We start from the raw sequence: 21,827 nt of genomic DNA, 5'->3' as shown, positions 1-21,827 counted from the left end.
GCGCGGCGCACGCGGCGCGGCAAAAGCCGGAGCGTGCCGGCCGCGTCAGACGGCTTCGGCCATCCTCTTTCTTTCCTGACGCTGCATCACGTAGTTCGCCCCCACGACGCCGATCGTCACGGCGACGATGAAGAGCGTCGCGAGCGCGTTCATCTCCGGATTGAGGCCGAGGCGCACGCGCGAGAACACGACGAGCGGCAGCGTCGTCGAGCCGGGCCCGGACAGGAACGCGGACAGCACCAGATCGTCGATCGACAGCGTGAACGACAGCAGCCAGCCCGACACGAGCGCCTGCGAGATCAGCGGCAGCGTGATCGAGAAGAACACCCGGAACGGCGTCGCGCCGAGATCGAGCGCGGCCTCCTCGAGCGACGGGTTCAGCTCGCGCACGCGCGACTGCACGATGATCGCGACATACGAGATGCACAGCATCACATGGCCGAGCCAGATCGTGAACATCCCGCGGCCGGCGGGCCACCCGAACCACTTGCCGAGCTCGATGAACAGCAGCAGCAGCGAGATGCCCTGGATCACCTCGGGAATCACGAGCGGCGCGTTGATCATCCCGCTGTAGAGCGCGAAGCCGCGAAAGCGGCCCATCCGCGCGAGCACGAAGCCCGCCCACGTGCCGATGAACACCGACGCGAACGCGGTCATCACCGCGATCTTCAGCGAAAGCCACGCGGCCGCGATCAACTCGTCGTCCTCGACGAGCGCCGCATACCAGCGCGTCGAGAAGCCTGACCAGACGGTGACGAGCTTCGACTCGTTGAACGAATAGACGACGAGGCTCGCGATCGGGATATAGAGGAAAGCGAAGCCGATCGCGAGCATCAGCACCTGCAGATAGCGATTCGGCCTCATCGGCGGCGGCCCTCCTGCTCCTTCGCCTGGAAGTGCTGGAACATCGCCATCGGCACGAGGAGCAGCAGCACCATCGCGCAGGTCACGGCCGACGCCATCGGCCAGTCCGCGTTGTTGAAGAACTCGTTCCACATCACGCGGCCGATCATCAGCGTGTTCGCGCCGCCGAGCAGCTCCGGAATCACGTACTCGCCGACGGCCGGAATGAACACGAGCAGGCAGCCCGCGATGATCCCGTTCCTCGACAGCGGCAGCGTGATCTGCACGAACGCCTTCCACGGTTTCGCCCCGAGATCGTACGCGGCTTCGAGCAGGCGCAGGTCCATCTTCACGAGGTGTGCGTAGAGCGGCATCACGAGGAACGGCAGGTACGAATAGACCATGCCGATGTAGACGCCGACGTTCGTCCGGTACAGCTCGATCGGCGCGCTGATGAGCCCCGTCCACATCAGGAAGTTGTTCAGCAGCCCGTTGTTCTTCAGGATCCCGATCCATGCGTACACGCGGATCAGGAACGACGTCCAGAACGGCAGCATCACCGCCATCATCAGCAGGTTGCGCGTGCCCGGGTTCGAGCGCGCGATGTAGTACGCCATCGGATAGCCGATCAGCAGGCACAGCAGCGTCGTGACCGCCGCGACGACGACCGAGTTCACGTAGGTCGCGAAGTACAGGCTGTCGCTGAACAGGAACGCGTAGTGCTGCAGGTTCAGCTTGATGCCGAGCACGCCGTCGGCGAACGACGTGAGCTCCGTGTACGGCGGAATGCCGAGCTGCAGCTCGGCGAAGCTGATCTTGACGACGAGGATGAACGGCACGAGAAAGAACAGCACGAGCCAGAAGAACGGGCCCGCGATCACGGCCGTGCGGCCCGTCAGGCCGAACTTCCTGACCGGCCACGCAAAGAACGACGAAAGCGCGTTCATGACGTGAGCACCACGCCGGCGGCGGCGCTCCAGCGCACGTAGATTTCGTCGCCCCAGCCGGGCGAATCGAGATCGGCGATCGCGAGGCTCGACACGTTCGCGATCACCGTCTTCCCGGAATCGAGCTTGACGTGATACAGCGAATAGCCGCCCATGTACGCGACGTTCGTGACGACGCCGCGCCCCCAGTTGTACGCGCCGTCGGCGGGCTTGCGCGTGAGCGCGATGCGCTCCGGGCGCACCGACACCGCGACCGGCATCCCGAGCGGGCCCGTGATCCCGTGGTTCACGTACAGCCGGCACGACAGATCCGGCGATTCGATGAACACGTGATCCGGCTCGTCCTCGACGGTCACGCCCTCGAACAGGTTCGTCGAGCCGATGAACTCCGCGGAGAAGCGGCAGTTCGGATATTCGTAGACTTCGTGCGGCGTGCCGATCTGCACGATCTGGCCTTCGCTCATCACGGCGAGCCGGCCCGCCATCGTCATCGCCTCCTCCTGGTCGTGCGTGACCATGATGCAGGTGACGCCGACCTTCTCGAGGATGTTGACGAGCTCGATCTGCGTGCGCTGGCGGATCTGCTTGTCGAGCGCCGACATCGGCTCGTCGAGCAACAGCAGCTTCGGCCGCTTGACGAGCGAGCGCGCGAGCGCGACCCGCTGCTGCTGGCCGCCCGACAACTGATGCGGCTTGCGGCCCGCATAGCGGGCCATCTGCACGAGCTCGAGCGCGTCGCGCACGCGCTCCTTCAGCTCGGCCTTCGGCACGCCTTCCTGCTTGAGGCCGAATGCGACGTTCGCCTCGACCGTCATGTGCGGGAACAGCGCATACGACTGGAACATCATGTTCACGGGCCGCTTGTACGGCGGCATCTGCGCGAGGTCCTCGCCGTCGATCAGGATCTTGCCGGAGGTGATCGTCTCGAGGCCGGCGAGCATGCGCAGCAGCGTGGACTTCCCGCAGCCGGAGCTGCCGAGGAGCGCGAACAGCTCGCCCTTGCGCACGGTCAGGTCGACGTTGCGCACCGCGACGGTCTCGCCGAACTTCTTGACGACGTCGATGATCTGGACAAAGTTTTCGGCGCGCTCGTCGGCGCCCGCCTGAGGCCGATAGGACGGCGCGCCCGCCACTGCCACGCCCGACTGACTATTCATGATGTGCTGCCGTGCTCCTACGTTTGACGAACAAAGCCCCCGGGGGCACCAGGGGCTTCTCAGGTTTGCCGCGATGCTGCGCGCTTCGCGTCAGCGTCCCGATTTCAGCTCGGTCCAGAGACGCGTCTGCAGGCGCTGGATCTCGGGCGGCAGCGGCTTGAGCAGGAACAGCGTCTTCACGACGTCCGGATGCGGGTACACGGCCGGGTCGTTCGCGACGTCCGGGCGCACGTACTTGCGCGCTTGCGCGTTCGCACTCGGGTAGTAGACGGCGTTCGTGATCGCCGCGTGAACCTTCGGATCCTCGATGTAGTTGATCCACTGCAGCGCGGCGTCCTTGTTCTTCGCGTCCTTCGGGATCGCCATCACGTCGAACCACACGGGCGCGCCGCCCTTCGGCACATAGTACTCGACCCTGTACGGCTTCTTCGCCTCGAGCGCGCGGTGCTTCGCGATCACGACGTCGCCCGACCAGCCGAACGCGAAGCAGATGTCGCCGCCGACCATGTCGTTGATGTAGCCCGACGAATTGAACTGCGTGATGTACGGGCGGATCTTCTTGAGCACCTGCATCGCGGCCTGGTAGTCGGCCGGGTTCGTACTCATCGGGTCCTTGCCGATGTAGTGGAGCGTCGCCGCGAACATCTGGTCGGGCGCGTCGAGCACCGACACGCCGCACGCCTTCAGCTTCGAGATGTTCTCCGGCTTGAACAGGATGTCCCAGTTGTCGAGCGGCACCTTGCCGAGGATCTTCTGCGCCTTGTCGACGTTGTAGCCGAGGCCCGTCGTGCCGTATGCCCAGGGCACCACGTACTTGTTGCCCGGATCGGCGCCCGCGACGAGCGCCATCAGTTGCGCGTCGAGATATTTGAGGTTCGGAAGCTTCGATTTGTCGAGCGGCGCGAAGATGCCGGCCTGGATCTGCTTGCCCGCGTAGTTGCTCGTCGGCACGACGATGTCGTAGCCCGAGTTGCCGGTCAGCAGCTTCGCCTGCAGCGTGTCGTCGCTGTCGTAGTTGTCGTAGCGGACCTTGACGCCCGTCTGCTTCTCGAAGTTCGGGATCGTGTCCTTCGCAATGTAGTCCGACCAGTTATAGACGTTGAGCTGCGTATCCTTTGCCGCCGCCACCGTTGCGCCCGCGCAGAGCGCAAGTGCCGTCAACCGGCCCGCCACCTTTGCCTTCATCCCGTTCTCCCTGATCGAACCGATTCGATCGTCGTCAGCCTCGCCACTGCGGCGGCGCCTGTTTCCCGTTTCGCGCCGCCCCCTTGAAAACCCCGAAAGCTACCACTAATCCGGCCCCACCACAAAAATTTCCCGCCGTTGTCGCACAAACGGAACACATTTGCGCTTTTCAATTGCACAGCGCGGGGCCACCGCTACGCAGCGGGTGGGCGCAATTTTATCGGGTTATCGGCGCGTGTCCATCCGGGAAAAAGGCCCGCCCGGGCCGAACGGATCACCTACCCTAAATTCAGGCGGCGCCCGTTCGTCATTCCGGATAGGAGGACGCGCACCGGCCCGTCCGAACGCCGCGCCCGCCGCCCGGCCGTGCGCGGCGAACCGTTCGCCGAACCGCCATCATGAACAGTCGCCCGCTTGCCGCCCGCTGCACGCCGCCGCGCCGCCCGTCCGCCTCCGGCGGGCCGGGCGGCGGCCGCCGCTGGGCCGCGTTCGTCGGCGCGGGCGTGCTCGTCGCCGTCGGCTACATGGACCCCGGCAACTGGGCGACCGCGCTCGCGGGCGGCGCAGGCTACGGCTACGCGCTCCTCGGCATCGTGATCGCCGCGAGCCTGATGGCGATGCTGCTGCAATGGCTCGCCGCGCGGATCGGCGTCGTGTCCGGGCGCGACCTCGCGCAACTGTGCCGCGAGCGCTTCGACCCGCGCGTCACCGTGCTGCTGTGGATCGCCGCCGAGATCGCGATCATCGCGTGCGACGTCGCGGAGGTCGTCGGCGCGGCGGTCGCGCTGCAGATGCTCTTCGGCGTATCGCTGACGGCGGGCGTGCTCGTGTCGGCGGTCGGCACGCTCGCGATGCTCGCGCTCGAGCGGCGCGGCCGGCGCACGCTCGAAGCGGCGATCGCGTCACTCATCTTCTTCGTCGGCTTGTGCTTCGTGATCGAAGTCGCGCTCGCCCGTCCCGACTGGCACGCGGCGCTCGCGGGCGCCGCGCCGCCGCCGCGGCTGCTGCGCGAACCCGGCATGCTGTGGCTCTCGGCCGGCATCCTCGGCGCGACCGTGATGCCGCACAACCTTTACCTGCACTCGATGCTCGTCAAGCACCATGCGAGCGAGCGCGACGAGCAGTCGATCCGGCGCGCGCTGTTCGGCGTCAATCTCGATACGTTCGTGTCGCTCGGGTTCGCGTTCGTGATCAACGCGGCGCTTCTCATCGTCGCGGCGGCGGTGTTCCATGCGAGCGGCCACGACGACGTCACCGATCTTGCCGACGCGCACCGGCTCATCGCGCCGCTCGTCGGCAACCGCTGGGCAGGGCTGCTGTTCGCGGCCGCGCTGCTCGCGTGCGGGCTGTCGGCGACGGTGACGGGCACGCTCGCCGGCCAGGCGATCATGGAAGGCTTCCTGAAGCTCACGCTGCCGCGCTGGCAGCGCGCGCTCCTCACCCGCGCGCTCGCGATCGGCCCCGCGCTCGCCGCGGTCGGCCTGTTCGGGCAGCACGGATCGAATCAACTGCTCGTCGCGAGCCAGGTCGTGCTGAGCCTGCAATTGCCGCTCGCGATGGTTCCGCTCGTCGTATTCGCGTCGAGCCGCGCGCTGATGGGAAACTGGCGAGTCCGCGGCTTGCCGCTCGCGGCCGCGTGGGCGTGCGCCGCCGTGATCCTGCTGCTGAACGGGGCGCTCGTCTGGCAGGTCGTCGCGTCGGAGTGAGCGGAAGAAATTGGCGCACGGCTCGTGCGCCGGCAGCAGCGACGGCGGCGGCAATTTACCCAGCCATTCACCCGTTCGATTGAAAAACCGCAGCGACGCTCGCACGCATCATGCGCCTCGGCGCGCCACGCCTCCTCCTTCCGGGCCGCCCCGATCGACCGCGCCAGGCGTTTCGCGCGCATGCTTTAACATAACGGCTTGCCGCTCGCGCGGCGATCACCGAATTCCATGCTCCGATGACCTCGAATCTTCACGACAAACCCGACAGCCCCTGCATCGGCGTCTGCTCGACGCTCTTCGACGAAGTCTGCAAAGGCTGCGGTCGCACGGCGCTCGAAGTCGCGAACTGGGTGTTCATGACGGACGCCGAAAAGCAGGCGGTATGGGAGCGCATCACGCGCGAAGGCACCGCGATGCGCTTCCAGTACGACAAGCTGTAGTGCTGTCGACTCGCAACGCGCGGCGGTTGCAGAGTATGCGCATGCGCATTCGATCAGCATGCCGAAACGATCGGAGCAAAAAAAAAGGACGGCACGCATGAAGCCGTGCCGCCAACCCCAACACTTTTCGATTCCGCCGATTCCTAGAACTTCATCCCGACGCCGACGCCCACGATGAGCGGATCGATGTTCAGCCGGCCGAGCGGCTGGCCGCCGAGCGTCGCATCGGTGTGCATCCAGATCTTCTTCACGTCGACGTTGACGAACACTTTCTTCGTCACCTGCACGTCGACGCCGAACTGCAGCGCGGGACCGAAGCTGTGGTTGTTGATCCCGATCCCCTCGCCGCCCGCGTGCAGCCCGTTGTTGTAGAACAACGTATAGTTGATGCCCGCGCCGACATACGGACGCACCTTGCCGGCGTGATTGAAGTGGTACTGCAGCAGCAGCGTCGGCGGCAGCACGCCGACGCCGCCGAGATCGCCGAGCGACGACGTGATCTGATGCCGCGATGTGCCGAGGATCAGCTCGACGCCGAGGTAATCGCGAATCATGTACGTGAAGTCGAGCTCGGGGACGATCGCGTTGTTCACGCCGACGTTCAGCGCCGACAGCGTATTGCTCGTGCGCTCGTCCGGCATGATGCTGATCCCGCGAACGCGCGCGATGATGTCGCCTTGATTGATGCCCTCCCCGGGCGAAGCCGCATGCGATAGCGACGGAATCATCGCAAGACCGGCTGCGCAGGCGATAGCGGTGGTGCAAGTACGGATTGTTTGACAACGCATCATAAGGACCCCCTAAGAACAGGCTTCATTCTCCGGGGATGGTTCCCTACTTATATTGACCGACATCAAGCATCACGACAGCGAGAAAGTGGGACGGTTTGCCGCAGCCTCGGGCGCGGCGCCCGTGAGCAGCAGGTCGAGCAGATCGCGCACGCTGCGAATCGCCTGCCCGAACGGCAACGACTCGCGGCCGCGGAAGAACAGCCCGTTCGCGACGTCGCCGCGCAGCGCGGCGGCAAGACGCGTATCGATGCAGAAGTGACCGAAGCGCTCGATGCCGTCGCGCAAACCGCACACCGTCAGGCATTCGAGCGCGGACGGGCAGCGCTGCTTGAGTGCGCCGATCTTCGCGCGGATGCGCGCCTCGTGCCGCAGATAGCGCTCGAGCCACGGCGTCTTCACCGCACGCGCGGGCAGCCCCGTGACACTGACGAATTCGACGATGTCGTCCGGCTGCGCGTTCGCGAGCACGCGCTTGAAATTCGGATGCGCATCGCCCTCCTCCGTGACAGCGAACGGCGTGCCCACCTGCACGCCGTCCGCGCCTTCGGCGAGCGCCGCGCGCACCGTCTCGTGGCTGTTGATGCCGCCCGCGACGACGAGCGGAATGCGTTCGCGCTCGAGGCCGAGCGACACGAACGTCTGCCGGGTTTCGTCGATGACGCGCGCGAATTCGAAGCGCGGATCGTCCATGTCGTCGAGGCTCGTCACGCCGAGATGGCCGCCCGCATGCGCCGGATGCTCGATCACGATCGCATCGGGCACGCGCCCTTTCTTCATCCACTTCTTCAGCACGAGCGCGATGCCGCGGCTGTCCGACAGGATCGGGATCAGCGCGATATCGTGCCCCTGCGTCATGTCCGGCAGATCGAGCGGCAACCCTGCGCCCATCACGATCGCGTCCGCGCCGAATTCGCACGCGATGCGCACGTAGTCCGCGTGCGAGCGCACCGCCTTCATCACGTTGACCGCGATCATGCCGCGGCCCTCGCTCCACGTCTTCGCGCGCTGGATCTCGCGCGCGAGCGCCTCGAGATTCGCAGCCTCCATCGTCTCGCGATCGGGGTGCAGCCTGCAGCGCTCGATCAGGTCGGTATGGTGATGGCGCAAGTCGATGCTCGCGATCGTGCCGAGCGCGCCTTCGCGCGCGACGCTTCCGGCGAGCCGATGCGCGGAGATACCGACGCCCATCCCGCCCTGCACGACGGGCAACAGCGAGCGGCCGCGAATCCTGAGCAGCGGAAAGGGAATGGGACCGATCATCGCAACCTCTCGATACAGCAGAAAAAATTCGATGATCGGCGATTGCCGGCGAAACGCCTTGACCGTCATCAAGAAAAACGGCACGCGTGCGCATGGACGCGTGCCGTGTCGTCACAAAAAGAGGCGCGCTCGATGTGTGCTTATGCGTCCTTCGCGCGCGCTTCACGCGCTCGTTACGCGCCCTTCTTCGGCCGCAGTTGCATCGATTTGTATTCGAGATATTCGTCGAGCCCATACGTGCCGTTCTCGCGGCCGATCCCCGACTGCTTGAAACCGCCGAACGGCGCGGCCATGTTCCAGGCGCCGCCGTTGATGTCGACCTGCCCCGTGCGAATGCGGCGTGCGACGCGCATCGCGCGCTCGTCGCTGCCCGACCACACCGCGCCGCCGAGGCCGTACGGCGAATCGTTCGCGATCCGCACTGCATCGTCTTCGTCGCGATACGTGATGATCGACAGCACCGGGCCGAAGATTTCCTCCTGCGCGATCGTCGCGCCGGGCTCCACGCGCCCGAACACGGTCGGCTTCACGAAGAAGCCGCGCGCGATGCCTTCCGGCATGCCGAGGCCGCCCGTGACGAGCTCCGCGCCTTCGTCGATGCCGCGCCGGATATAATCCTGCACGCGCTTTTGCTGGACTGACGACGCCAGCGCGCCGAGCCGCGTCGCATCGTCGCGCGGATCGCCCGCGACATAGGTTTGCGCCGCGGCCTTCGCGAGGTCGCGCGCTTCTTCGTAGCGCGATTCCGGCACGAGCATCCGCGTGTGCGCGGAGCACGTCTGGCCTGCATTCAGATAGCACGCGGACACCGTGCCCTTCACCGCGGCCGCGAAGTCGGCGTCGTCGAGAATCACCGACGCCGACTTGCCGCCCAGCTCGAGCGCGACGCGCTTCACGCCGGCCGCGGCGAGCTCGGCGACGCGCTTGCCCGCGCGCGTCGAGCCGGTGAACGACACCATGTCGACATCGGGGTCGCTCGCGAGCGCCTCGCCGACGACGGGCCCGTAGCCGCACACGAGATTGAACACGCCGGCGGGCAGCCCCGCGTCGTGAATCGCTTCGGCGAGGATGAACGCATTGAGCGGCGCGACTTCGGACGGCTTCAGCGCGACCGTGCAGCCGGCCGCGAGCGCGGCGGCGACCTTCAGCGTGATCTGGTTGAGCGGGTAGTTCCACGGCGTGATAGCCGCGACGACGCCGACGGGCTCGCGCACGACGAGCGAATTGCCGACCTGTTCCTCGAACGCGAAGGTCTCGGCGAGCTTCGCATACGCACCCCAGTTGTAGATCGGGCCGCCGACCTGGATCGCGCGCGACAGCTTGATCGGCATGCCGACTTCGCCCGTGATCGATTGCGCGAGTTCCTCGCTGCGCGCCTTCAGGTTGTCGGTGATCCTGTGCAGATAGCGGGCGCGCTCGGCGGGCGGCGTCGCGGCCCAGTCGTCGAACGCCGCGCGCGCGGCGGCGACGGCCGCTTTCGCGTCTTCGGCGGCGCCTTCGGGAATGCGGCCGATCACGGCCTCGGTGCCGGAGTCGATCACGTCGATCGTGCCCTTGCCCGCGCTCGGGCGCCACGCGCCGCCGATGTAGAACTGTTCGCAGGTTTTCATCGCAGCCCTCTTGATCCCGGTGGAAATACGGTCATTCTACCCAGTCGAGCACATCGACCACTCGGCATCCCCCCATCGTTTCGGAGAAGGTCCAATGTGCCGGACAAACTACACTCGAAGAATTGCGTTTCGGCAGGAGACGTTTCTCGCTCCGCAACGGTTCGCAGACTCATGTCATCAAACCGATCGACGCCGCTACCGGCTTTCGGCGGCGTGCGCTGACCCGACTTCCCGCCCGCTCTGCAAATCGCCGTTTCATCGAAAGGACGTACGACCATGCCAAACTCACTCGAAACCCAGATTCGCCAGGCAATGAAAACAGGCGGCACCCTCACTATCGAATTCGATCAGGCTCTCAATCAGAAATCGCCGGGCACCTTGAATGTATTTCTTCACTCGACGAAAGGCGGCGTAAGGATAGATCTCGATTCGGGCAATCAAGGCGAACCGGCGAAAATACTGTGGCTACCGTGGAAGCAAGGCGAACTGCAAACGCTGCAACCCGGATCGATCTCGACCACGGGCATGCTGTTCTTCACCTACTACCTGACTGGTTGCAAAGTATTCGCCGCCAGCGGCGGCCCCGTCTGGCACATCGATGCGCCAGTCGAGGTCGAGCAGTTCTGGCCCAGAATGTCGAGCGACGAATGGATGGAGGATTGGGAGATCGGCACCGATCAAGCGGTTGCCTATCTTCATCGCGCGGGCCAACGCGACAACCTGTGGAATCTATCCAAGTATCTTGAAGGCCCCGCCCCGAGCACATACGGACGCGACAATCTGGGAGAGGCGGTGGTGGGTGGAATCGTCAGCGGCCCCCGGCAAATGGACCTGTACCAGTACGCCACGACATCTTCGGGCTCATCTCCCTGGAGCCGATTGGCGTACACCAATCAGCGACGCAAGCAATAGGCGGGAGCGGAGGCGGGGGGCGTTCGTCTTCGTCCGGACCGACGACGAGGCCACATCGCCGACCGAGGACGGGCCTCTTGTCGGCCCCTTCCCGCCCTGCGTCGCACGAAGCCGGATCGGATGATCGGGCGACCCGGTTTCGATCGGGCCGCCGTCACGATTTCGTTTACTGCAAACCCTTGCTCGCGAGGAAATCCTCGTAATTCCCGCCGAAGTCAGTCAGCTTGCCGTCCGTCGTCACTTCGATGATCCGGTTCGCGAGGCCGCTCACGAACTCGCGGTCGTGCGACAGCCCGACCCAATCTGATTTCCTGTAACTATATGGAGGTCAGAATGGCATCTATCGTTCAACGTGGGTACAAATGGCAGGCCAAAATCCGAGTCCAGGGCCAACCGATTCGCTCCAAAACTTTCGATACGAGAGAGGCTGCCGAGTCATGGGCGGCCGAACAAGAGGCAATCAAGCCAGTTCTCAAGCTGCCCCGCAAGGTTCGCGAGAAGCCCCCTACGCTCACCGTGGGAGACCTCTTTGCGCGGTACATCAAGGCACCTCTACCGGGCCGTCGCAATGTCGAATGGGAGAGAGGAATATGCCGCCGATTCATACGAAATGAAAAGAGGCTGTGCGCCATCCCGGCCATGAAGCTCGACAAGCCGCATTTGGTCGAATGGCGGGACCGGCGTATCGGAGAGGTTGCTCCTAGCACGGTAATCCGGGAGCTAGACGCCATTTCCGCCGTGTACCGCCTCGCAATTGACGAGTGGGCTGTGGGTCTGACGGTCAACCCAACCAAGGGACTACGCCGGCCCAAGCTCCCGCCTCCCCGTGACGTGCGGCTCGCCATAGGCGACGACGAAAAGCTGATCGCATCCGCTATCGACTACAACCGGGAGATTGCCCCAGCCATCGTTCTGGCAATTGAGACAGCCATGCGTCAGGGTGAGATAGCCAAGCTCCGCTGGGAGCACATCGACCTGGACGCCCGGACGGTTCTGCTACCTATGACCAAGAACGGGACACCCCGAAAGGTTCCTCTATCGAGCCGGGCAATCGAGGCTCTAACGTGGTGTCCTCCGCCGCATCGTGGTCGCGTGTTCAAGCTCACGCAGTCGGCCATGAAATACGCATTCAGTCGTGTACGCGAAGAGTGCGGCCTCGGGACAATCCATTTCCACGACCTACGACACGAAGCGACAAGCAGACTGTTCGAAAAGGGATTGAACGTCCTTGAGGTAGCGACAATAACCGGCCACAAGAACCTCAAGCACCTGCAGCGATACACGCACCTCCGAGCTGAAGACTTAGCGAAAAAGCTAGGCTAAATCGCCGCTTCCGTCAGGGCCCCGTACCGCTGGTTGGCAAGCGACCGGCAAGAAAAAACCCGCGTCAGCCTGAGCTGACGCGGGTTCTTGTCTGGTCGGGGCGAGAGGATTTGAACCTCTACGAACCCACGGTGGAACAAGGCTTTCTGGGTAGTGTGCCGGTCAACACCGCCATGAAAATTGACACAGTCGCACGAAGTCTAGCACGCCCCGCGTTACGGCTCTTGCCCCCGAATGAGGAGCAGTTGTCAAATCTGGTGTATCAGCAGTCGGCGGCATGATCAGGCGGCGAGCGGTTGCTGAGCCGGTGTGCTTTCGATCACCGGGGTACCATCCTTGAAGGGAATGCCCTTCATGAGCTGTTCGATCTTGTCCACGCCGCGGATACGGCGCCACGACTGTTCAGCCGATTCGATCAGCTTGAATGCCAGACCAAGGAAGGTCGCGCGCGACAGACAGTTGCGCGTACGCGTTGTGCGATGACGTACCGTCGCAAACGTCGATTCGATCGGGTTGGTCGTTCGCAGATGCTGCCAGTGTTCAGCTGGAAAGTCGTAGAACGCGAGCAACTCGTCGCGGTCCTTCGTGACCTTCTCAGCGGCCTTGGGATATTTGGCCGAATACGTCGCAACGAACTGGTTGAACGCGACGATGGCCTCGGCTCGCGTTGCCGCATTCCAGATTTCAGACAGGGCAGCCTTGGCGCGGCCGTGCTGCGATTTCGGCAGAGCGTTGAGCACGTTGCCGATCTTGTGGAACCAGCAGCGTTGTTGCCTGGTCTGCGGGAACACTTCTTCAAGCGCCGCCCACAGGCCCATCGCGCCGTCGCCAGTAGCCAGCAGCGGGCCGGCCTGCAGCCCGCGTGCCTTCAGGTCCAGCAACAGGTCACGCCACGAATCCTTCGATTCGCGATAGCCGTCGGCGAGCGCCACGCGCTCCTTGCTCCCGTCCGGCTTCACGCCGATGATCACCAGCAGGCACTGGCCATCGGAGTCTTCGCTGCGCGCGCCGGTGTGAATGCCATCAGCCCACCAGTAGACCCAGCGCGAGCCCGACAGGTCGCGTTTGTTCCATCGCTCGAACTCGTCGGCCCATTGCGCCTTCAGGCGCACCACGACATTGGGCGAGAGGCCTTTGGCTTGTTCGCCGAGCAGCACGCTGAACGCTTCGCTCATGTCGCCGGTGGAAACACCGCGCAGGTAAAGCCACGGCAGCGCCGCGCTCACCCGGGGCGACTTGCGCACGTAGGGCGGCACGATGTTCGAGTTGAACTTCACGCCCGAGCCCGAACGGTCACGCACCTTGGGCACCTGAACCGGCACGGGCCCGACTGCCGTGACGACCTCGCGTTCGGGCAGATAGCCGTTGCGCACGATCGCGCGCCGTCCGTCCAGCGTTTTCACGTTCGAATACTGCTCGAGCAATGCCGCCAATTCCGCCTCGATCGCCTGCTGGATAATCTGCCGCGCGCCCTGCTGGATCAGGTCGTCCAGACCGGGCAGGCCCTTCACTTCCGTTGCTGCTTGACTGCCGTTTGTTTCCTGCGTACGTTTCGCCATGGTGGTGGAGTTCGGTTGCTGGGTGTTACCGTGGAAAGCAACATTTTCAGCTAACCGCCACCGCCTTCTCATTTCCCGCCGACCACCCGCCGTACACCAAATTCGACATTAGCTCCCGAATGAGATTCTCCGCCATCTTCGTCGCAAGGAAGTCCGCCTGAAGCATGGGCTTGATCGCCCTTCCCCACGCTTTGCGTTCGTCCTCAGGCATCGCGATCGATGCACTGATTACGCGCCTTTTCTCCCACTCGTCGCATCGGTCAAACCACTCACGGATGGTCCGAAATTCCTCACGCGTCAGATGCCCACGCAACCCCTCCAGGGCGATCATCGACGGGTAGGTAACACTATCTTTCGCTGGCGCCTTAACGATATGGATGAGCGCAGCCTTTCGAAAATACCCTTCGCTAGAAAGAAGCTTCGCAAGTGTGGCCTGGTGCCATTCGAGTGCTCCAAAACCTGACGACAACACCAACTGAGAGTAGTGGCTGGTAATATTTTCTTTATTTTCCAGAGGAATAACGTCACTATTTTTTAGCAACATATCGACAAAATACTCCAATGAATACAAATACTCTCCACACAATATGGCAACTTTCTCCAAGAGATTAAATTTTTGCTGGACAAGACATGAGATAATTAATTTTTGGATACCCGAAAACTCCGGTATACCAGTAGCCTTGAGCACTTCAATCTCTTGCGGAATATCGATCTTCTCGAACGCATCGTACTTGTCACTGGCAGGCATAATAAATGTTCGAGCCACTCGATTGTATCCACCCGTAAGTTTTGTCACCTTCTTTATAATTGCCTCAGGAGTATCATCAGGCTGATTTACGGCGACCTCGTCGTCCTTACTGGCAAGATATAATTTTGTCTTCCCCGTATTTAGCATCAGGCCGTCTCTGAACAGACGCGTGGTAAGCAGGTTCATCCATCTTTGCGCCGTAATCAAATCAGGCGCAAAAATTCGGAAGTCATCCACGTATCGCACAAACTTTACGCCCTCATCAATCAGGTACCTATCAATATCAATGAGTGCCGCCTCAGCAACGATGCGACTGGCTGCGTTGCCGACCGGTATTCCGTAGCTGTCCTTTTTAGACCACAGTAATAGCAAGCCATTTAGCGCCGAGACGATTTGCTTATCAACACCGATACTAAGCAACGTCGATTCCACGCGATGTATATTTATCCTATCGTAAAAGGAAGCGATGTCGCATTGCACAACATACTTACAGGAGCTATCGTTAGCCAATTCCTTTACGCGTTCACGCCAATCTCCGTACCCAATATTTTTATCAAAAATCGCACCCTCATTTGGTGCAAATCGCGCCGAAAACACAATCCTTTCCGAAACCGGAATCCGCGCCCCCTCGATTTGCTTTGCAGCTTGAAGAACGATTGCGGTGTACTTCGCAAGACATAGCGGATCAATTATCGCCGCCTTCCGATAATCAAATACGTATCGATTTTTCGGCGTTAATATATACTGGACCGGCTTGAATCCCATGCCGTTTACATCACCACCCCGGACCTTTGCTCGAACCTCTGAAATTAGTTCGGCCTTATGGGCCAGGATAAGCGCGGTCTCCAAAGATTCACGCGTAATATCACTTGGACCATGTGCTGCCAAATGCTCGATACTGAGACTGCATGCGTCATCCAGGTTCATAACGTAGCGCGTATCTAGACTTATGTGGATATTCCGCGTACCGCTTGGAAGTACGGGCCTGAGGCAGCATACGGGATGCCTCCTCATTCAAGCAATAGATCGCGCCGCTTTTAACGACAAAAAAATGGCCCGCGCCAAGGCGGGCGTAATGTGAGCTTTCCGTTACGGATCAGTGCTTTAGCTGAAACCGTACAGGCGCGGCGGCTCCCGTAGCGGTGTCCACGACGGGCGAACGACACAAGGGGTATTGGTGACGCCCGCTGCGGGCAGGTATGCCCTCATCGAACAAACAGCGGCTTAGCATTGTGAGCCCTGACAGCCCAACGTTCCGCCTCTGATTCACGGAATGCCTTGGCTTTCTCCGCGCGAATCTCGGCGGCCTTGGCGTCATCGACCTGAAGACGAAACCCGTAGTGAAGCGTGTACTGGTTGTTGTTCCGGTCGTACACGGCGACCACTCCTGACGGCAGATTTTCCTGGAGTAGCTTCGCCGCCGCCTTCGGGTCCGAAGGGACTTGAACCTGCACGAGATCGCCCACGGCAGGCCCTTTCCCGACAGCGCCTGCACCGCCCGCGGCATCCGGGGCCGCCGCGTCGGTCGCGATGGGCCGCGGAGCAGTCCTGTTACGGATGGCCAAATTCTGCCCCCCGTGGATAATCAAGGGGCTGTCCATCGAGTCGTGAATCTCGGACAGGCCCGTGCGGTCCGGGCGCTTCAGCGCGAGGCCAGCAGAGTCCGGGACCAGGCCGGGAAGCGCCTTGCTGAGATTGCTCAGGTCGTCCTGCGCCGTCTTGAACGGGTCCTCCGACTGATTCGCCTTGTTCATCATCGGGAATGACGAGTAAATCGCCGTGTAGCCTTTGGTGATCGAGTACGGGTGATTGGGGTCCGCGTTGATTGGTGAGTCCGCAGCGCGGCCCTTACCTTTGAACGGGTCCGCAATGATCTTAACCGTGCCGTTCATGCCGATCGTCGCCATACGCGTGCCCTTAAACACCGTGGCCGCGTTCTCGACAGCGGTGTCCAGGTCGATCTTCCCATTGGCACGTTGAGCCATAAGCTGCTGGATAACGATGCCTTGGAACTGTTGGCGGAGGTCCGAGGACATCGAGGTCGCCGGATTCCAGATGAGGCCCTTGCGCCCCACGTCTTCCAGCATCGCCTTCCCCATCGCCTTGTTGACGGCCACATCCACGTCGGCCTGCTTCTTACCGGGAAGCAGCGGCTCCCAGTTGATGCTGCCGCCGTTACCGACCTTCTCCAGGACCTTCGAGTCCATGCCGCCATCGCGGATGGCCTTGTAGACCTGGGACACGTCGCCATTCGTCGGAGCGAGCGCCTTGACGCCCCAGTACATCCCAGATGCCTCGTCGTCCTTCCCGAGATACTGGCCGAACGCGTGATCGCCCACGATGTCGTGGATGCGGTCCATGACGCGCCAGGCCCGTGAGGCGCGGTCCGGGTCGCCCGACTTGATTGCCGATGTCAGGTCCTTCTGGATGCGCGGGGGCATCGTGCCGTCCGAGATGTCCCGGATGCCGGGGGCAGTCACCCACCCCACAAACTCCGAGCCAGCCTGGTCCGACGCGAGCGGGTCCGGGAGACCGGCATTGCCCTGCATCGACGCGGCGAGCGCCGGATACTGGCCGCTGCTTTGAAGCTTCTGGACCATGTATTTGTCGAAAGACTTCTTCACAGCCTCCGCCGGATCTACACCCCACAACGCTGCAACGGTATGGATGTTGTGTGAGCCGTTGTAGCCACGCTCGGCCAGCGACATGTAGTTGATCGTTGCCTGCTGCTTCGACGCCTCCAGCAGCCCTTGATATACGGCACCGAACTTGTCCATGCCGACGCCGTGATTGGCATCCACGCGATTCGCCTGATACACCAGGTGCGCCCAGTCTTCGGGCGTGGAGCTCGGGTTGGCCTTGAGTGCGATGGCCGCGAGGCGAACACCATCGACCTCCTGCGCAGCCTGAATCGACTTCACGGTCTGAATCTGCTGCACGGCGTCGTGGGACATCTTGTCGTAGGCAACCGGGTTACGGTCGGCCCACCCGGATTGCTCCAGGGCGTTGAGGAGTCCCAGTGCTTGCGTCTTGTTGCGGACGCTGCCCATGAAGCCGCCGATCATCTTGTCCGCGAGCGTCTGGTCCCCACGGGTCAGCGCCAACACGCGTTGCTCCAGTGTGGTAAAGCCCGCCTCGGAGAGGCCCTGCGGCGAGTTGATTTGCGCGTTCGCGCTGTTCTGAATCTCCAGCGCAGTGTTCTGCTCCTGCGTCTGCGCGACTTGCTCCGACACTTGCGCCACCATCGTCTGTGCGGCGGGCGCGAAGCGGCCAACGAGGGCGGAGTCGAAGTCTGCGTCCCCAGTGCCCGCGCCGTAGAAGTCCTTCCAGACTCCCTTGGCGACATCATCGGGCGACACGGAGCCGTCCTTGGGCATGTCGCGCAGGCGCTTACCCAGTTCCTGCTGCATCTCGAACGCCTGGTTCTGGGCGAACGATTGCTGGTACGCGTTCCAGTAGGACTCGCGATTGGCGTGTGCCTCATCGGGCGCACGGCCCGCTGCCTGGTCAGCCTGGGCCTTCTTTGCCAGCGCCTCGTTCTCGCGATGGATGTCGGCCGTGCGGGCGTGCTCCGTGGCCGCATTGACTCGCTGGAGGTCTCCCTGGAGATTCCCGAAGAAACCGCCGAAGGAGTTTGCGAGTGACTGGATCGCCGACACCTGGCCTGCCGCGTCTACGCGCGGGGTTGCTGCCTGCGCCCGTGTCGTGGTGACACTGGCGGCCGCCGAGGCATCGAGACCCGGTAGGTTGATGGGGCGAAACGATTGATTTTGCTGACCCGACATTTGGGTTCCTTGTCAGTGATCGGTGAGGAAGAATGGGAATAGAGTCGAGAGCGGATACAGCGCTCCAGACGGCCCTTTGCGGGCAGAGGATGCGAGCGGGGCTATTTTCGACGCGGCATCGGGGGACGCCCGAGTGGGCCTTAGGTGGAATCGGCGGAGGCGGCCTCGACCGTCCGTGCCTTCTTACGGCTGCGCGAGCGCGGAACCTGCCGGATGGTGTCGGGCATGAGGGAGCACGAATAGTCCATCTCGTAGCAGTCGCCTTGCTTCAGGCCCAGGAGCAATGCGCCAACGTCGTAGTCGTAGCCGTAGTAATGGTTCGCGATGCGGCGGGTGGTATCCAGCGGGGCGCGAATCTCCCCATGCTCGCCACGGGTCCACTTGCGACGGGAGATACCTTTGGCGTGGTGGAGCCAGTGCCAATCCAGGATTGCGACGCGAACGAATTGCTCGGAGTTCGCCAGCGGGACCTCCACATGGTCATCTCTGAACCGCAAGCGGCGGCCATGCGCTTCGCGCTTGATGAGGACCTCGGCCAGTGCCCCTTGCGGGGCTCCGGTTTGCGGGATGATCTCTACGCGGCGCGTGCGTCGCCTGAGCGTCTCCGGCTTCTCAGCAGCGGCCAGCGATGCCAGGGCTGCTGCCCTCTGGGCTCGTGTGAATGCAGGGCGCGGCTTATGCTTGCGCGCCTTCTTGATCGGTTGCGGGGCCATGCGCGGCTCGGCGCGGCTGATGGTCGCCAACGTCATGCAGGTACAGCGTCAGCCGGGAGCGTCGAGCCGACGACTACGGGAGAGTGGTGCCGGTAGGCGGTCTCGCCGGGTTGAGTCGAGCGCACGCCCATGTCGGCCTCGTCTACCAGCAGCATTGCAGTTACCGTGTTGGCGGCGTCGGCCAGAATGATGAAGGGATAGTCCATGTGTTCTATCGTTAGAGCGCCTTGCGACGCGGGTGGTGTTTGGATAGGCCCGTGGTATCGCGGGGCCGCTCGGGCCGTCGCGGGCGGTCCGTAGACGCGACCACGAACGGAGCTATCTCGGGCTTGGCGTCGGCAGGCAAGGCGGCCCACATGCGGCGGATGCGGTCCCGGAAGGCTCCGGGGTTGAGGTCGTAGGCTTCTTGGGTCAGACGGAACGCGTTCGAGCGCTCCGGGCCATCCGGGGATGTCATCAGGACGGCTTGGGCCAGCTTGTGCCGCTCGGCGGGTTCCTTCGGGTCCGACAGGAGCAGGTGCCGCACGGCGGCGGCGTAAGTGCTCATCGGAAGTAGCGCTCTGCCGTTTCGCGAGCTACGCGGGCCGCATACTCTGTATTGGCGGCATCATGGGCCTCCAGTTCCTCGGGTGTCATTGCCGCTCGCTTCAGGTAATAGTCCGCGCGACCACTCAGCTTGCTTTGGGTCGGCTTGGCGTCAGTCGGAGTCTGCCCACGGGCCAATGGGAAGGTAAGGTTGTGCGGGACGGTCAGCGGATCATTGACCGGGTTCCAGACAAGGGAGTCCCTAAAAGCGGCCCGCTTAAAGTCATCAATGCGCGTCGAGATAGTAAGGACGGCAACGTCGTCAAAGGGGTCTGCTTCAAGGCGCTTCGCAGCGAAGCGGATTTCCTCGGCGCGGCCCTCCAGTACAGGATTGGCGGACATCGCCTCAGCGACCTGCAGGAGCGCTGCTGCGGGGCGGGGTGAGCGTCGGGCGGCTTCGAGCTTCTCAGCGATCTCTGCTGCGCTCAGGGGCGCTTTGTTCGGCTTGTTCGTCATGGTGTCGTGTTCGGTGGGATCGATTACAGGGGAGCCGCGCTACCTTCGGGGGCCGCGACCTGATAGCCGTATTTGGCGGCAAGGTAGTCGCGAATGGCTGCGGTGTCCTCGGGACTCGGGGCGTTGTAACTGCCACTCTGGGTGCTGTTCTTCGGTTCGGCGTAGCGGATCGTCTGGACGGATTCGGCCCGCTCGGCATGGTTGAGGGACTCGGGGCCAGCGTATGCGACGCATTGGCCCTGGACGTTGCGAATAGGAACGCCTTGATGGTCGCACTCGACGTAATGGGCCAGACCCGCCTCGATGTCTGCTTGGGTCGCAGGTTGACCGGTGCGGTAGTTCAAGAAGCGGATAACGTTACTCATGGTTGATATTCCGTGTGGATGGTCGGGTTGAATGAATGGGTTGGTCGAACTAGGAGCGGTTACAGGAGTTCCTCGTTCGGGAGGTCTGGGGTGTCGTGAGTAGTCCCATGTATTGCCGGGGGCGTCATGGGAGGTCTGAGGTCGTCTCAGGTATACCGCTACTGGGAACACCAATAGAGCTATCCTTTGAGGGAGGCTCTGGGCTGCTGCATCAGTGACAACCGATGTAAGCATTACTGCCTCCACCCTCTTAGGTAATCATAGGCATGGCCCCGGCAGTCCTCACCATGTGCTGATTTATTCAGCCCCGCGACTGATACGCTGAACTGCTAAAACAGCGCGTGCATGTGATGTGCTCTGCTAGCCCCTACGAGGGCCGTGCGGGCATCTGTCTGCGCTTCTCTCGACGGATATAGATGTGAAGCATGAGATCGTGCGCCGCCATATCCTTCCCGGCTGCAAAGTCGCGATCGAATCGGGCCAGGAGGTCCGCAGGGCTCAGGTCGCTTTTGCGCACGTTGCAGACCCTGCACAAATAGGCCACGTTGCCGGGTTGATACGGCAGTGCAGTATCGACACGATCTAGATGGAGTCGCCGGAAGTCGGCGGGTGCAAATCCGCAGCAGGCGCATTGGCCGCTCTGGATCGCCTCCAGATACTCGGGGGTCAGTCCGACTACAGCACCTCGACTTCGGGCGTCGATAATGTCCCGCGCGGCCCAGTGCTTTCGTTGGTGGCGGCTGTTGTGCACTGATACACGCTCGGGATTCCTTGCCTTCCAGCGGGCAACCGATGCCCGATGCTTTTCCGGGTTGGCGGCACGATAGCGACTGTGACATCCCTTGCAACACGACCGCAATCCGTCGGGCTTCGACGCATCCCGATGAAACTCGGACCGCTCTTTAGTCAGGCCACACTTCGGACAACGTCTGGTGTCCGCCATTACTCACCGCCCCCGGCAAGACTGCGGGCTATCGCTTGCTCCCGGCGCTGCTCGGCGGCGTCGCGGACTTTTTTACGCTCCCGCTGTTCCTTGCGGAGCGCTGCGCCTGCCTGCGGGTTCGCCGCGTATCGCCTGCGCTTGTCGGTCGTCACGCACTCAATACAGCGAGCCGCGTAGCGTGAGCGGAGCTTGGGGCTAACGCTCTTGTCCTCGTAGAAGGCCGTGATCGGCAGGAGTCGCCTGCAACAGCGGCATACGCGTTGCGCAGGTGGGATGAAGTTGGTCGGTAGGTATCGCATAGTGGGTGTCGTTTCGGCAAAAATCAGAGGGCCTCAAATGCTCGCGCATGCGAGCAAACGCGCTGAAAAAGAAAAAACCCGCGCGGCGGCGGGCTTGATTGGCAGATTAGGGCCTCTACCATGTGCGGAGTTGATCGGTAACATGTGAAAAAGGCCCGCCGAAGCGAGCCTGGGGATGCGTGCGATTGGTGCGGGTTTAG

Annotated in this window: 19 protein-coding genes and 1 tRNA gene; 4 read left to right on the top strand and 16 right to left on the bottom strand. The window is 62.7% G+C overall.

Going from position 1 to position 21,827, the window contains the following annotated elements; genetic code table 11:
- Positions 1-45: 45 nt before the first annotated feature.
- The 4 genes from AQ610_RS08800 to AQ610_RS08785 all read right to left on the bottom strand — a co-directional run bounded on the left by AQ610_RS08800 (position 46) and on the right by AQ610_RS08785 (position 4,132).
- On the bottom strand, positions 46-864 hold the full coding sequence (locus AQ610_RS08800; protein ID WP_006026915.1) for an ABC transporter permease subunit: 819 nt from the start codon (positions 862-864) through the stop codon (positions 46-48).
- Entirely contained in the window at positions 861-1,790 is a 930-nt protein-coding gene (locus AQ610_RS08795) for an ABC transporter permease subunit (protein ID WP_006026916.1), read from the bottom strand. The genes AQ610_RS08800 and AQ610_RS08795 overlap by 4 nt, the downstream gene beginning before the upstream one ends.
- Complete coding sequence (locus tag AQ610_RS08790; protein WP_009912180.1) at positions 1,787-2,947, bottom strand: ABC transporter ATP-binding protein; 1,161 nt, start codon at positions 2,945-2,947, stop codon at positions 1,787-1,789. The genes AQ610_RS08795 and AQ610_RS08790 overlap by 4 nt, the downstream gene beginning before the upstream one ends.
- Before the next feature lie 90 nt (positions 2,948-3,037).
- Complete coding sequence (locus tag AQ610_RS08785; RefSeq protein WP_009912179.1) at positions 3,038-4,132, bottom strand: polyamine ABC transporter substrate-binding protein; 1,095 nt, start codon at positions 4,130-4,132, stop codon at positions 3,038-3,040.
- Positions 4,133-4,530: 398 nt separating this feature from the next.
- Between AQ610_RS08785 and AQ610_RS08780 the strand changes: the two genes are divergently transcribed.
- Positions 4,531-5,838, top strand: coding sequence for an Nramp family divalent metal transporter (locus AQ610_RS08780; protein WP_006026919.1), 1,308 nt, complete (start codon positions 4,531-4,533; stop codon positions 5,836-5,838).
- Positions 5,839-6,074: 236 nt separating this feature from the next.
- A complete protein-coding gene (locus tag AQ610_RS08775; RefSeq protein ID WP_004191494.1) occupies positions 6,075-6,278 on the top strand; it encodes a DUF1289 domain-containing protein in 204 nt (67 codons plus the stop codon).
- Positions 6,279-6,421: 143 nt separating this feature from the next.
- Here the strand turns inward: AQ610_RS08775 and AQ610_RS08770 are convergent, their stop codons facing one another.
- The 3 genes from AQ610_RS08770 to AQ610_RS08760 all read right to left on the bottom strand — a co-directional run bounded on the left by AQ610_RS08770 (position 6,422) and on the right by AQ610_RS08760 (position 9,939).
- Positions 6,422-7,066 (bottom strand): OmpW/AlkL family protein, encoded by a 645-nt coding sequence (locus tag AQ610_RS08770; protein WP_009912175.1) that lies wholly within the window; start codon positions 7,064-7,066, stop codon positions 6,422-6,424.
- Between the two features lie 72 nt (positions 7,067-7,138).
- The gene (locus tag AQ610_RS08765; RefSeq protein WP_009912174.1) at positions 7,139-8,329 is read right to left on the bottom strand and encodes an NAD(P)H-dependent flavin oxidoreductase; all 1,191 of its coding nucleotides are present in this window, start codon (positions 8,327-8,329) and stop codon (positions 7,139-7,141) included.
- Between the two features lie 173 nt (positions 8,330-8,502).
- The gene (locus AQ610_RS08760; protein WP_006026922.1) at positions 8,503-9,939 is read right to left on the bottom strand and encodes an aldehyde dehydrogenase family protein; all 1,437 of its coding nucleotides are present in this window, start codon (positions 9,937-9,939) and stop codon (positions 8,503-8,505) included.
- A gap of 276 nt (positions 9,940-10,215) precedes the next feature.
- Between AQ610_RS08760 and AQ610_RS08755 the strand changes: the two genes are divergently transcribed.
- A complete protein-coding gene (locus AQ610_RS08755; protein ID WP_009912173.1) occupies positions 10,216-10,851 on the top strand; it encodes an eIF4A-inactivating lethal factor BLF1 in 636 nt (211 codons plus the stop codon).
- A 333-nt stretch (positions 10,852-11,184) separates the two neighbouring features.
- The gene (locus tag AQ610_RS08745; protein ID WP_043282702.1) at positions 11,185-12,174 is read left to right on the top strand and encodes an integrase; all 990 of its coding nucleotides are present in this window, start codon (positions 11,185-11,187) and stop codon (positions 12,172-12,174) included.
- A 92-nt stretch (positions 12,175-12,266) separates the two neighbouring features.
- On the opposite strand, the gene AQ610_RS35885 is transcribed toward AQ610_RS08745, so the two are convergent.
- From AQ610_RS35885 to AQ610_RS08710, 9 genes are all read right to left on the bottom strand, one after another.
- Positions 12,267-12,387: transfer RNA gene (locus tag AQ610_RS35885), tRNA-OTHER, on the bottom strand.
- 68 nt (positions 12,388-12,455) lie between these two features.
- Positions 12,456-13,733: an IS256 family transposase gene (locus tag AQ610_RS08740; protein WP_006026243.1), complete on the bottom strand. Its 1,278-nt coding sequence runs from the start codon at positions 13,731-13,733 to the stop codon at positions 12,456-12,458.
- A 46-nt stretch (positions 13,734-13,779) separates the two neighbouring features.
- The gene (locus AQ610_RS08735; protein WP_157225885.1) at positions 13,780-15,408 is read right to left on the bottom strand and encodes an RNA-directed DNA polymerase; all 1,629 of its coding nucleotides are present in this window, start codon (positions 15,406-15,408) and stop codon (positions 13,780-13,782) included.
- Positions 15,409-15,686: 278 nt separating this feature from the next.
- Positions 15,687-18,266 carry a hypothetical protein gene (locus tag AQ610_RS08730; protein WP_006026925.1) on the bottom strand — a complete coding sequence of 860 codons (2,580 nt, stop codon included), beginning with the start codon at positions 18,264-18,266 and terminating at the stop codon, positions 15,687-15,689.
- 140 nt (positions 18,267-18,406) lie between these two features.
- Positions 18,407-19,015: a hypothetical protein gene (locus AQ610_RS08725; protein WP_009917240.1), complete on the bottom strand. Its 609-nt coding sequence runs from the start codon at positions 19,013-19,015 to the stop codon at positions 18,407-18,409.
- A complete protein-coding gene (locus AQ610_RS35880) occupies positions 19,012-19,185 on the bottom strand; it encodes a hypothetical protein (protein WP_009917239.1) in 174 nt (57 codons plus the stop codon). The genes AQ610_RS08725 and AQ610_RS35880 overlap by 4 nt, the downstream gene beginning before the upstream one ends.
- 11 nt (positions 19,186-19,196) lie before the next feature.
- Complete coding sequence (locus AQ610_RS08720; RefSeq protein WP_009917237.1) at positions 19,197-19,526, bottom strand: hypothetical protein; 330 nt, start codon at positions 19,524-19,526, stop codon at positions 19,197-19,199.
- Positions 19,523-20,020 carry a hypothetical protein gene (locus tag AQ610_RS08715; RefSeq protein WP_043282632.1) on the bottom strand — a complete coding sequence of 166 codons (498 nt, stop codon included), beginning with the start codon at positions 20,018-20,020 and terminating at the stop codon, positions 19,523-19,525. The genes AQ610_RS08720 and AQ610_RS08715 overlap by 4 nt, the downstream gene beginning before the upstream one ends.
- 23 nt (positions 20,021-20,043) lie before the next feature.
- A complete protein-coding gene (locus AQ610_RS08710; protein WP_009917234.1) occupies positions 20,044-20,385 on the bottom strand; it encodes a hypothetical protein in 342 nt (113 codons plus the stop codon).
- Positions 20,386-21,827: the final 1,442 nt, after the last annotated feature.

Source organism: Burkholderia humptydooensis, from assembly GCF_001513745.1.
In the GTDB taxonomy this organism is placed as follows: domain Bacteria; phylum Pseudomonadota; class Gammaproteobacteria; order Burkholderiales; family Burkholderiaceae; genus Burkholderia; species Burkholderia humptydooensis.
The sequence above is the reverse complement of the archived record's forward strand: the minus strand, read 5'-3'. Positions and strand labels throughout refer to the sequence as shown.